7 protein-coding genes are annotated in these 13,245 nt (G+C 66.0%); 6 read left to right on the top strand and 1 reads right to left on the bottom strand.

Annotation, left to right across the window (positions count from 1 at the left end; translation table 11 throughout):
* Positions 1–33: 33 nt before the first annotated feature.
* Positions 34–2,031, bottom strand: coding sequence for a TonB-dependent receptor domain-containing protein (locus tag ACO07D_RS14855; protein ID WP_421703728.1), 1,998 nt, complete (start codon positions 2,029–2,031; stop codon positions 34–36).
* Between the two features lie 290 nt (positions 2,032–2,321).
* On the opposite strand from ACO07D_RS14855, the gene hutW reads away from it, so the two are divergent.
* The 6 genes from hutW (at position 2,322) to ACO07D_RS14825 (ending at position 13,242) form a co-directional block, all read left to right on the top strand.
* Positions 2,322–3,695 (top strand): heme anaerobic degradation radical SAM methyltransferase ChuW/HutW, encoded by a 1,374-nt coding sequence (gene hutW / locus ACO07D_RS14850; RefSeq protein ID WP_421703727.1) that lies wholly within the window; start codon positions 2,322–2,324, stop codon positions 3,693–3,695.
* Positions 3,696–3,697: 2 nt separating this feature from the next.
* A complete protein-coding gene (gene hutX / locus ACO07D_RS14845) occupies positions 3,698–4,198 on the top strand; it encodes a heme utilization cystosolic carrier protein HutX (protein WP_421703726.1) in 501 nt (166 codons plus the stop codon).
* Positions 4,198–5,025, top strand: coding sequence for an NAD-dependent epimerase/dehydratase family protein (locus tag ACO07D_RS14840; protein ID WP_421703725.1), 828 nt, complete (start codon positions 4,198–4,200; stop codon positions 5,023–5,025). The genes hutX and ACO07D_RS14840 overlap by 1 nt, the downstream gene beginning before the upstream one ends.
* A 199-nt stretch (positions 5,026–5,224) precedes the next feature.
* Positions 5,225–7,069, top strand: coding sequence for a non-ribosomal peptide synthetase (locus tag ACO07D_RS14835; protein WP_421703724.1), 1,845 nt, complete (start codon positions 5,225–5,227; stop codon positions 7,067–7,069).
* A 29-nt stretch (positions 7,070–7,098) separates the two neighbouring features.
* Positions 7,099–8,634 carry a thiamine pyrophosphate-binding protein gene (locus ACO07D_RS14830; protein WP_421703722.1) on the top strand — a complete coding sequence of 512 codons (1,536 nt, stop codon included), beginning with the start codon at positions 7,099–7,101 and terminating at the stop codon, positions 8,632–8,634.
* Positions 8,635–8,640: 6 nt separating this feature from the next.
* The gene (locus ACO07D_RS14825; RefSeq protein WP_421703721.1) at positions 8,641–13,242 is read left to right on the top strand and encodes a non-ribosomal peptide synthetase; all 4,602 of its coding nucleotides are present in this window, start codon (positions 8,641–8,643) and stop codon (positions 13,240–13,242) included.
* Positions 13,243–13,245 lie beyond the last annotated feature (3 nt).

Genomic DNA, 13,245 nt, shown 5'->3' with positions numbered 1-13,245 from the left:
CGGGCGGCCCAGTCGGCAAATGCCGAGGGAAAATCAGAACTCGAGGACAGCTGTCAGCGAAACCGCCCGACCGGGCTCGTACAGGGTCGCGTAGGAACCGCCTTCCGGGTAGTCCACGCCATATGTGGCACGGTCGGCGAACTTTTCGTCAAACAGGTTGTTCACTTCGGCGCGCACGGTCAGGTTCGGCATACTGGCCGGGCTGTATTCGGCAAAAACATCCAACACGGTGTAACCGGGGATCTTCTGAGTGCCCGCCGCGCCGCTGTCATAGTCCAGCGCCACGTCCAGGCTGCCGCCCACCATCAGGTCCCATTGCTGGATTTCCTGTTGGATTTCGAGCGCGATCACGTCGCCCAACGGCGCGCCATAGTCCAGCAGGTAATAAGAGCCGGGATGAGTGCCGTCCCGCGTGACTTCGCTGTGCGAGAAGGTCATGCGTGCGAAGCCACTGGCCCAGCCATAGGTGCCCGACAGGTTGAACCCTTCGCTTTCGAAGGTGAACCCGCCGTTCGGGACAAGGTCGTCGTGCAGACGCATATCGGTGATACGGGTCTTGAACACCTCCGCGCCCAGGGTCAGGCCACCGCTCGCCCAGTCGACGCCAACCACGAAGTTCTCGGACCGCGACGCCTCCAGCGCGTCATAGTCGAACGCGCTGTCATAGGTATAGTTGTCCTCGATCGCCAAGCCGCCGAAGACGTTCGAATAACCGCCGCGCAGCGACAGGTTATCGGTCACGTCAAAGGCCAGCGACAGGTTGCCGCTCAGCCCCGAGAAACTGCGGCTGTATTCGGTGCCGGACCCGGTGTTGCCGGTAAAGTCCTGCCAGTCGTAACGCAGACCGCCCGACAGGCTGAGCCGTTCGGTCGGCTCCAGGCGGGCCTGGGCGAACAGGCCGATGTTTTCCGACTGTTCCGTATAGGGGCCCGTGGGGTCACCGAAGTCGTCCACGCCGACATAGTGGCCGGTCTGGTCGCGGTAATCCAGGCCCGCGTCCACGGTGCCCAGCCCCGCCAGGTGGAACGTGTTCTTGAATGTGGCCGATTTCGTATCGGTTGTGCCTTCACTTTCATAGATGCTGTAAACGTCAATGGCGGTTTCCGAGAAACCGATATTGACCGAGGGATCCCACATCCCCTCGCCGACATTGGCGGCATAGTTGAAGGCCAGGATGGTGCGTTCAGTGTCATAGCGTTGCAGCCAGCCGGTCGGGCCGAAGTTGGCGCGGCCGTTGCGGATCTCGTCATCAATCATCCGCTGGGCGGAGAACTCGAAACGCGCTCCGTCCTGGGTTTCAAAGGCGACCTTGCCCAGACCCGCCCAGAGGTTCGCCCCGGTGCCGGTCATCACCGCCCCGTCGCCGCCAGCCTCGTAGTCGGTGCCTTCGGCGCGTTTCAGATAGCCCAGGTATTCGAAGCCATCAAAGCGCCCGGCCAGGGTCGTGGCGGTCTGCCAGGTCTCGCCGTTGTCGGTAAAGCTCAGGCGGGTATTGCCGCCGAAACTGTCGCCCGGGTCCAGTACATCGCCCGCATCCACAGTCTCCATCACCACCCCACCGGCGAGAGCAAAGGGGCCTGCGTCCGCCGCCGCCACGCCCGGATCGACGCGGACAAACTTCATCAGGCCGGGATCGAAGGCGTTGGCGCTGGCGTGGTGGAAGATGCGATTGTTCTGCGACACGCCATCAACGGTGACCGCCAGGTTCAGCATGTCCACGCCGTTGACAAAGATCTTCTGCGCCACCGGGATCGCACCGCCCACGGATACGTTGGCCAGACCGGCGAACAGGTCCTTCAGATCGCCCATCCGCGCGCGTTCCAGTTCCGCATCGGCCACATAGACCGAAGTGCCCCTGTCCGCCGCATTGCCATAGTCGTCGCGTGACTGCACCACGATCGGGTCCAGCAGCAAAACATCGTCGCCATAAGCATCTTCAACGGGTTGGGCCAACGCCGGGGTGGCCAGGCAGAGCGCCAGAGCGGTGCTGCTTTTCAAAGGGAGGGTCATGCGGGATTTGCCAGTCGCCATGTCGTGTCTCCGAGGATCGAATCTCTGGCTTGGTGCGAACACTGGCTGCCGGGGCGGATAGGTCAATCGACCCTGACATGCAAGTGCATGTTAACACTTTTCTCGTCCGGCGCGATCGGTGTGGCAGCAATCTGACACTTTTTGTCGGAATTTGACATTCATCAAGTCGGACGTTGCGGATTTGCGTCAGACTGCGCGCAACCGGCTCACCCCGGTCGATCCCCCAGCGTGCGCATGCGCTTCTGCCAGGTCTGATCGCCGTCCCCCTAAACGGTCAGAAGGACATGCGCATGAAGGATGGCGCCCCCGCACCCGCCCCGAAGCTGGAAAGCTTCTTTGCCCAGCTCTCTAACACGCCGCTGGCAGATGCCTTTCCCGGCAAGCGCGCTGTGCATCCGTTCGTCGGCATGGCGCCGGTGCCTGATGAAGACGTGCCCGGTCATTGGGACCGCATCCACGCCACCCCACGCCAGAACCGCGCCGTGGCCTATGTGCATGTGCCCTTCTGCGAAAACCACTGCCTGTTCTGTGGATTCTACCAGAATGCCTGGCGCCCTGACGCGGGCGCGCCCTATGTCGATGCGGTGGTGCGTCAGCTTGAACGCTTTGCCGATAGCCCCGCCCAGGAAGGCCCGCCGTTGCAGGCAATATACCTGGGCGGCGGCACGCCCACGGCCCTGTCCGCCCCCGACATTGCCCGTCTGGTCACCGCCCTGCGCCGCCACCTACCCCTGGCGCCCGACTGCGAGATCACGTTGGAAGGCCGTGTTTTCTCCTTCGACGAAGAAAAGGCCCGCGCCGGATTCGACGCGGGCGTAACCCGGGTTTCGCTGGGGATCCAGAGCTTCAATGACGCCATACGCAAACCACTGGGCCGCAAGACCGGGCGCGAGGGGATCCTCCAACTGCTCGAAACCCTGGTGGCGCTGGATCGGGGCGCCATCGTCGTGGATCTGATCTATGGTCTGCCCAAACAGACCCCCGAGGATGTGGCGGCCGACGTGCGCCTCTGCGCTGATCTGGGCCTCGATGGGCTCGACCTTTATTCGCTGAACCTGATCCCGGGCACGCCGCTGCTGACCGCGATCGAGAAGGGCAAGATGGAAAGCGCCCTGCCCACCCGGCTGGGTGATTTCTTTGACGCGGGCGAAGAGGCGGCCCTGTCCGAAGGCTGGCGCGCCATTTCCACCACCCATTGGCAGGGCAGCCTGCGCGAGCGCAATGTCTATAACGTCGCGGTCAAGACCGGGGCCGATTGCCTGGCCTTCGGCGCGGGCGCAGGCGGCTTTCTGGGCGGGGTGAACTACCGGATCAACTCCGACCTCAAGACATTCGCCGAGCTTGCTGGCACCGATGCTTGCCTCGCCCCTGGCATGATGCGCCAGGCCGCCACCGCACCGGTGCACAATGCAGTGAAATCCGGCATGGAGCGCGGATTGCTGGACCCACGCCATGTCGACCGCAGCATCGCGGCACTGATCCCCGACGCAACCTCGTTCAGCGCCCATGCCGCACCCTTGCTGAAGCAATGGACCCAAGCCGGTCTGCTTGAGGCACATCACCGTTTCCACCGCCTGACCCGTGCCGGCCGCTTTTGGCAGGTCGCCATGACCGGGCGTCTCCTTGGCTGGCTCGGCCAGCATCCCAACCTGAAGGACCTCTGACCATGACCACTGATGCTTTGAAAACGGCCCTGGCCGACAACCCCACCGCGGCCCTGGAAGACATTGCACGCAGCGCGGGTGTGACGCCGCTCGACGTGCTCGATGCCCTGCCCGAGGGCGAAGTGGCCACCCTGCCCGGCACCCATTTTGTCGACGTGATGGAGGACATCGCCACCTGGGGCGAGATCACCTTCATCGTCAACACCGGGCCGGTGATCCTGGAATGCAAGGCCCCTCTGGGCAAGGGCAAGGTCGGCCACGGCATGTACAACCTGAATGAAAAACCGATCTGCGGCCACCTGAACTTCGAAGCCTGCACCCGCGTCGCCTTCGTGCGCCGCAAACTCTTCTCGATGGAGACGCGCTCGGTCCAGTTCTATGCCAAGGACGGGGCCTGCATGTTCAAGATCTACCTGGGCCGCGACGAGACCCGCGCGCTGAAAGCGGATCAGGTCGAAGCCTTCGACAAGCTCGAAGCGCGGCTGACCGCGGTGCCCGCCTGATGGGGGCGTTTGACGGACGCCATGTGCTGGTGATTGGCCTGGGCTATTCAGCCCGGGCCTTTGCCGCGCGGGTCATCGCGGCGGGCGCGCGCGTGTCGGGCACCTCACGCAGCCCGATGGATGGGGTGACCATGGTTGCGCTTGACACCCTTCCCCGGGATATCACTGACCTTGTGGTCTCTGCCCCGCCGGGAGACGACGACTGCCCAGGTTTGGCGGCCTGCGAGGCGCAGGGGCTGCGCCCGGGCTGGATCGCCTACCTGTCCTCGACCGCGGTCTATGGCGACTGCGACGGGGCTTGGATCGACGAGGACCACCCCCCGGGGCCGCGCGGTGCAGATGCCAGGGCCCGGCTGGTGGCCGAGGACGGCTGGCGCGACTTCGCAACCGAAACCGGGGCCGCGCTGGACATCCTGCGGGTGGCGGGCATCTACGGCCCGGGCCGCGACGTGCGCGCACGGCTGCAAAGCGGCCAGGCGCGGGCGATCATCAAACCCGGCCAGGTGTTCAACCGCATCCACCGCGACGACATCGCGGGGGCGCTGATCGCCGCCATGGCGCACCCGGAGGGGCAGCGCCTGATCAACCTTGCCGATGGCGCCCCCTGCCCGGCCTCGGAGATCCTGATCGGGGTGGCCGACATGATGGGACTGCCACGTCCGGAAGAGGTGCCCCTAGCAGAGGCAGGCCTGCCGCCTGCTGCCGCCGGGTTCTATGCAGAAAACCGGCGTTTGAGGAATGACCGCCTGCTGGCCCTGCCGGGATTTACGCTGGCCCATCCAACCTGGCGCAGCGCCTATGAAAGCATGCTGTCAAAGGACAACTGACCCGTCCTGCGGGGCGCGGTTCAGACCGTGCCCCATGGGAATATCATTAGCCACGTTGCCTGACGTCATGCAGGTCAGGCCGCCCTCCCGACAAAGCCCTCCGGCACTGTGACCAAGCACTGCCCTTGACCAAAGACACTCTGCGCCCGTAGAGCTTTTGCAGGGGTTTCTGTTCACATCACTCATCGGAAGGCGGGATATGACGGCGCAAGACGTGTTTTGCAGCACCATTGACGAATTGAGCCAACACCACGGGGGCCGGATCGCACTGTCTGGCAGTGGCGGAGCCCTACACTTCGATGCGCTGCCGGATCTGATCGCAGCGAATGGCGCAGCGATTGCAGCGCATGGGATCGCCCCGGACCAGGTGGTCGCCTATGTGGCAGACACGCCCTGGTCTGCCGCCACGCTGTTTCTGACCCTGTCCGCCCATGCCACTGCGGCACCGATCCCTTCCCATGTGACCGAGACCGAGTTCCAGGCCCTGCTGCGGCTGCTGCGCCCAGCGGCAGTAGTGGTCTGCGACGCGACCTCGCCGCTGGCGACCACGGCCACCGCGATGGGTCTGCCGGTCCTCGCCGCACAGGAAGAGGCCCCCGGGCGATACGCCTTCACCGCGCTGAACGGCGCCGAGCCCCCCGCGGATGCGCGGCTCAACGAGGGCAAGGGGGTGATCCTCACCACCTCCGGCACCACCGGCACGCCAAAACTGGTCGCGCTGGACGCGGCCCGACTGGTCGCGGGCGCAGGCAACGTGGCTGCAACGCTGGGACTGGGCCCCGACGATATCGGCATTGAAATCATGCCCTTGCACCACATTCATGGGCTAATCGCCGGGTTACTGGCGCCGCTCTACAGCGGGGCCACGAATATCATCCAGCCCGACCGCGACCCACGCGCCATGCTGACCACCGCGCGCGAGGCCGGGGCCACCTGGTACACCGCCGTGCCCACCATGCACCGCGCCATCCTGGAAGCCGGACGCGCCGATCCTGAACTGGCCCGGACCTGCCGTTTCCGCCTGATCCGCTCGTCGTCGTCTTCGATGCCCGCCGATGTGCGCGACGGGCTGCAAAGCCTCTTCGCCTGCCCGGTGGTCGAGGCCTACGGCATGACCGAAGCGACCCACCAGATCAGCTCGCAAGCCCCAACCGACAACTGCCGCCACGGCAATATCGGCGTGCCCCGCCCGGGCACCCTGCGCATCGCCGATGCGGCAGGCAACGCCCTGCCCGACGGGACCGAGGGCGAGGTCCTGCTGCAAAGTCCAACGGTCATTACCGCCTATCTGGACAACCCCGACGCCAACGCTCGGGCCTTTACCGGCGGCTGGATGCGCACCGGGGACATCGGGCGGATCAACCCGGACGGCACCCTTTCCCTGGTCGGCCGCGAGAAAGAGATCATCAAACGTGGCGGCGCCCAGGTTGCCCCGGTCGAGGTCGAAGACGCTCTGCTGGCCCAACCGGGCGTCACCGACGCCATCGTCTTTGGCGTGGACCACGCGACCCTGGGCCAGGATGTCGGCGCGGCGGTGGTGATCGACCCGACCTCCGGCTGCGACCCGCGCCAACTGCGCGCGGCGCTTCTGGATGCGCTGTCGAGCTACAAGGTGCCCAGCAAGATCCTGCATGTGCCCGAAATTCCCAAAGGGCCGACCGGCAAACCCCGGCGGCTGGAAATGCAGGAGTTGCTGGCCTGCGAACTGACCGGCACTTATGTCGCCCCGGAAACGCCGATGGAGGAAATCCTCGCCGCCCTGTTCGAGGAGACCTTGAAAAGCGATCCCGTAGGGCGCAATGACGATTTCTTCCTGTCCGGCGGCGACAGCCTGTCGGGCACCGGGCTGATGGTCCATTTGAACGAAGTCTTCGACACCACGCTGTCGCCCGAGCTGCTGTTCCGCTATCCCACCCCCGCCGAACTGGCGCGCCATGTGGAAACGATCGAAGACGGGCGGGTTGCACGCATGGTGGCCGCGATGGTGGCAGACGATCAGGCCGAGCCCCGCGCTGAACTCCAGGCGGAAAACCTGGCCGTATGACCGCGCGAGGCAAAGACCTGCTGGCCCGAATGGCGCGGTCCCGACCCTCGGGCACGCAAACCCTCGCCCGGCTCTTCGCCGCATACGGGGTGCGGCGGGTCTATACCGTTCCCGGCGATCTGAGCTTTGGATTGCTGGCCGCTTTCCTTGCGGAAGGGATGCAGGTGACCTCCTGCCGGTCCCAGGCCACCGCCGTTTTCGCCGCCGCGGGCGATGTATACGCCTCAGGCAAGCTGCAAAGCCTGGTGCTGGCCCCGCGCGGCCCCGGAGTGCAGAATGCGATGGCGGCGATGGCCTCGACCATGGACAACGGGCTGCCGGTGCTTCTGGTGTCCCCAACCGAAGACCAGGGAACCGACCGCACCGGCGGATTCCAGGCGGGTACAACGGGATTGCAAAGCGGCGATGGATTTGCCGTTCTTCACGTCCACTCCCCTGAACGGGCCTGCGCCGAGGTCGCCGAGGTGCTGACCCAGTGCAGCGGCCCCTTGCGCAACTCCGCACTGATCGAGATCCCACGTAGCTTGCTGGATGCAGAGCTGGCTCCAGCCGAAGCCACACCTGCCCCCGAACAACCGATCAACACCGGCGATCTGCAACGCATGGCGGAAGTGCTGGCAGAAGCCAAACATCCGGTCATGGTCGTCGGGCATCAGGCACGCTGGTCTCTCGACCTTGGCGCCCTGGAGGCTCTCGCCAAGCGGCTGAATGCCCCGATCTGCCCAACCGGCCTGACCATTGGTTTTGCCGGGGAAGAGGTGGAGACGCTGGGCCAGGACGCTGTCCACGACGCTCTGGCCCAGGCTGATGCGGTTTTGCTTGTGGGGGCCGCGCTGGACTGGACCTTGCGGCTGGGCGCGGCCATCGCACCATCGGCAACCGTATTTCAACTGCGCGACCACCCTGACACACCTGCCGGGGCGCGACAGCCGGACCTCGTGGCACTGGGCGACCTGGGTGAAACGCTTCGGGCTCTGACACAGGCTATCCCACCGCGCGCGGCTTCACCTTTCGCAACTCCGATGGGCGCGCGGCCTCTTCCGCCAAAGCTGAGAGCACAGGTGCTCGACGCACTCGCCCGCGACTTCCCCGCCCGCACCGGTCTGGTGCTGGATGGCGGCACCGGGCTGATCCTCGCCGCTCGCAACATTCGCCCCGACGCGCCATGGGCGCGCCTCACCCCCGGCCTGACCGGCCACCTCGGGGGCGGCCTAGGCCACGCGATGGGCCTCATGGCCAGCGGGCGGTTCGATCAGGTTGTGCTGGTCTCGGGCGATTTCAGCCTAGGCCTGTCCCTGGCCGACCTTGAAACCGTGCAACGCCTTGGCCTTCCAGTGAAAATCCTTGTGGCGAACAACCTCGGTATGGCCGGGGGAAAGTTGCAGATGCGGCCCAAAACGCCCGGCCTGGTCGATTACCACGCGGCCACCGACTACGCCGCCATCATGCGTGGCTTTGGCGGAGAGGGGCATCTCCTGCGAAGCCTCGACGACTGGCCGCAGATCGCCACGCAACTCTTCGCCACCCGTGCCCCCTGCCTTGTCGACATGCGTGAAGAGGGCTGATCGGCAATGTGTTCAGACAGTTCGACCAAGCCTGCCCAGGCCACGCGCGGAAAACGCCTGCTGGAGACCCTGCGCCAAACCCGGCCGGACCCGGTGGAGGCGCAGGCCACGGGCGATATCCCACTGTCGCTTGCGCAGCAGACCTTGCTGGCCTCGCAGGAGCTGCATCAGGATCAGGCGGTCGGCAATATCACCCACGCCTGGGACCTGCACGGCCCGCTTGACGCCGCCGCGTTGGAGCGTGCCTTTGCCCGGCTGGTTCAGCGTCATGACGCGCTGCGAATGTCGATCACGCGCGACCACGGCCGACCGGTTGCGCATTTCACCGACCACCTGGACAGCCCCCTTCCCTGCGAGACACCCGCCGACGACGCCCCGGCCCAGCGCTTGCAGGAGGTTGATGCGCAGATCGAGCAGGCCAGTCTTTCCAGCTTGCCCCTGACCGGAGACCGCCTTTGGCAGGCCCGGCTGTTTCAAGTGGCCGAGGATCACCACATCTTTGCCATGGTGATGCATCACCTCATCTGCGACGACTGGTCCTGGCGCATCCTCCTTCGTGACCTCTTCGCCTTCTATCAAGGCGAAATCGGCCAGACCGAACCCGAGCTGCCCCGGGTCAGCAGCTTCAAATCCTACCTCGCGGGGCTTTACACCGAAAACGCCGTGGATGCGGGCACCGCCTGGCCAGAGATCGATTGGCCCACGACCAACCCCGGCCTGACCGAGCGCCAGGCTCTGTGCCCGGCAAGCGTGCAGGCTCAACTGCCTGCCGAGGCCTTCACCGCGCTCCAACAGGTGGCCCGGGTGCATGGCTGCACGCCCTTTACCTTCTTCCTGACCTCGTACCAGCTGCTTCTGAGCCTCTATTGCGACCAGGCGGAGCTGGGGATCTCCTCCTCCGTTGCGGATCGTTCCGCCAGTGGCGCGCGGCAAAGCCTCGGCGCGCTGGTTCGCGACATCCAGGTCGGCGCCTCGCTGTCCGGGCACAAGACCTTCGCCGACCTCCTGCACGCCTGCAACGCCTCGCTGCGGGTGGCGCAGAACAAGCCGGATGACCAGATCAACCTGGGCCGGGCAACGATCGGCTACTACAACGCGCCAGAACTGGAAATTGCGGCGGGCGGCATCGAAATCCGCGAACGCCCCGCGCCGGTGGGGGTGACGTCGATCAACCTGCACCTCGACCTCGAACCGGGGGCAGATGGCGTGCGCATCCTGCTCAAGGGGCAGGCCCGGCATTTCGACCGGACCCAGCTGGACAGTCTGATCACCTGCTACCAGCGCATCCTCGACCAGGTCATCCGCACTCCGGCCATGGCGCTGGACGAGATCGCGCTGATCACGCCCGAGGAGGTCGCTGCGCAGGCTGCACGGTCCATTGCTCCGGCCCCCCTGCCCGACAGCGACGCAGTGGACAGCTTCACTACGGTCGCGCAGACCCACCCCGACGCGATCGCGCTTGAAACCCCGACATGCGCGCAAAGCTACCGCGCGCTGGACGAAGAAACCAACGCCTGGGCTCATTGGTTGCGCGCGCAGGGCCTGGACGAGGGCAAGCGCATCGGCGTTTTCGCCCCGCGCGGCACCGTGGTGTTCAAGGCCTGGATGGCGGCGCTCAAGGCCGGGTTGGTCGTGGTGCCGATGGATTTCGACCTGACCGAGGCACGGCTGGGCGACATGCTGCGCGAGGCGGGCTGCGACTGGGTGATCGGCCCGGCCTCCGGCACGCGGGTCGGCAACCCGGGACAGGTCACCTTCCTCACACCACCAGGCGCGGCGGAGCTGGCGGGGCAGCCGACCACAGCAATCGCGCGACAAAACACCGACCCACGCCGTGACGCCTTCGTCATGTTCACCTCCGGCACCACTGGCACGCCCAAGAGCATCCCGATCTGCCACCAGGCGGTGATGCGCCTGGCACTCGACACGCCGCACCTGCCGGTCGGCCCCGGGGATCGCATGATTCAACTGGCCTCGCCCGGCTTCGACGGCAGTTTCATCGAGCTCTGGGGCGCCTGGCTGAACGGTGCCGCGCTGGTCCTGTGCGAAAAACCGATCCTGGCCGAGGGCGGCCTGGCGGTGGAGTTCCGCAAGCTCGCCCCAACCGCCAGCTTCATGACCACCAGCCTGTTCAACACGATGGTGGATGCTGGTCCTTGCCTGCTCGCCCCACTGAAATACCTGGCCATCGGCGGCGAGGCCGCCTCGCCGTCGCACTGCCGCCGGGCCCTGGAGGCACACCCCGACCTGGTGCTGTCGAATGCCTATGGCCCGACCGAGAATACCGGGTTGACCACCAGCTACCGCGTCCCCCCGGGCGATCCGGGTACTTCAGTACCGATCGGGCGCCCCCTGCCCAACAATGTCGCCCTTGTTCTGTCCCGTTTCCTGACCCCGGTACCGGATGGTTTCGCAGGCGAGCTGCTGGTCGGCGGCCCGGGCCTGGCGCGCGGCTATGAAAACCAGCCGGACCTGTCCAGGGAGCGGTTCCAACATCATCCGGCGGCGGCCTTCGGCCTGCCTATGGAAGGCCCGGTCACACTCTACCACACAGGTGACCGCACCCGCTGGCCCCCTGCGGGCGAGATCGAGTTCCTGGGCCGCCGCGACACGCAGTTCAAGCTGCATGGCTACCGGATTGAACCGACCGAGATCGAAGCCGCACTGATGGAGCACCCCACGGTCGGCCGTGCCGGTGTTATCCCGGATCACCTGCCGGGCCAGGACCGTGCCATCGGCATCCTCGCCTATGTCGAAACTGCCGCGGGCACGGCGCTGGACGAGACCGCATTGCGGTCTTTCCTTTCCACACGGCTGCCGCGCCCACATCGCCCCACACGGTACATTCAGCTGACGTCCATCCCCCTGACGCGGAACGGGAAAACCGATACACGCGCCTTGTCAGAGCTGTTGCAAAGGGCGGCCGATCACCAGACCACCCGCCCCGCCGCGCAGGACCGGCTGACCGCGATCTGGCAGAGGCTTCTGGGGCTCGGCGATATCCCCGAGGACGTGGATTTCTATGCGCTCGGCGGAACCTCTCTGTCGCTGGTGCGCATGGTTCTGGAGGTCGAAGAAACCTTCGAAACTGAAATTGACTTTGCCGAAATCTCCGAGGAGCCAACCCTGGCGCGGCTGCGTTTCCTGGTCTCGCTCAGCCCGGCCCCGAACCGGACGAACCTGCGCCACCTGCGCCTGCTGAAACAAGGCGACCCGGACCTTCCACCACTGATCCTGATGCCCAGCGTCAGCGGTGCGGCGGCCTGGGCGGTGGACCTTGTCGCGCAAATGGCCGCGCCGAACGAAGTGCTGGCGCTGTCCTTCGACCCCGGTGCGGGGGCGACGCCGGAAAGCGCGCGGTTCGGCGGCATGCTCACCGCCTTTCTGGACGACATCCGCACCCATGTGGGCGACCGGCCGGTGGTCCTGTCGGGCTATTCCTTCGGCGGGGCGTTGACGGCCTATCTGGCGGGCCTGGCCCGCACCCGGGGCGTCAATGTGGCGCGCATCATCAACCTGGACGGCGGCTGTCCGACAAGCTGGCTGACTCCGAAAGAGGACGGTCCCGAAGGGCCGGGCGGGCTGTTTGACGCCGAGTTCCGCCTGCACCCGGTCACCGCCCTTGACGTGCCCATGCACCTGGTGACGACCAAACGCGGCTTTCCCCTGTCGCGCCCCGGCCTATGCGCCAGTTGGGCGCGTCTGGCCACGCAGGACATCATCGAACACGCGGCTGACACCCATCACGCTCTGCTGCCGAAACCTCCGTTCGCACAGGTCCTGGCCGGGGTTCTGGATCGGATCCTGGCCGATGACATGCCCGCGACCCTGACCCATGGGGCGGCCTTTGACGCCGCAGAGGTCGCCCTGCTGAATGACATCAAGTCGCTGGCCCGTGATGGCAGGTTCGCCGAGGCACAGAAACGACTGACCGAGGAACGGGCGGCTAGGTCCGCCCAAGGCGCGCTACCCGAGTGGATGATCTTGGGCGAGATCCAGCTTGCGCGATTCACGGGCGACACCGACCGGCTTAAGCGGCTGCGCCGCACCCTGCCTGCTCAGGCCCCATCAACCGCGGTGCTGCATGCGTTGCTGAAGCAATCCGGCCCCGCCTGGCTGCCCTTGCTGACCCAGGCCTACACCGCTTCGGGACCGGACTTGAGCGGGGCGGTGCCATTGATCGGCCGCTACCTTGAAACGGGCCACCATGATGAGGCCGCGACACTCATTGTCCGGCTCGAGGCCTCGCCGCTGCACCATGTCGAAGCCGCCCTTGCCCGGGCGCTGCGCATCGCATTTTGTGACGGGTTCGCCCCAGCCATCCAACCGCTGACCGAAGCGCTCACCGGGGCTGAGGTTGATCACACTCACATCCGCTGGGGGGCCGAGTTCCTGGCCAAACACGGCTATCTGGAAGCTGGGCTGGACCTGTTGGAACTGGAGCGAAACCGCTTCCCCGGCCCGATGCAGAAAGCGCGCGCGCAGATCGAGCGCCGGTTCCGGTCGCGGGCGATAGCGCCAGAGGGCAGTCAAGTGCAACCCGTGGAACAGGCGCGCGCGCCATCACGCCCGCTGAAACGCCTGTGGAAGGCCCTGCGCCAGCGGTAAGGC

Source organism: Aliiroseovarius sp. (assembly GCF_965228805.1).
In the GTDB taxonomy this organism is placed as follows: domain Bacteria; phylum Pseudomonadota; class Alphaproteobacteria; order Rhodobacterales; family Rhodobacteraceae; genus JASBTN01.
The sequence above is the reverse complement of the archived record's forward strand: the minus strand, read 5'-3'. Positions and strand labels throughout refer to the sequence as shown.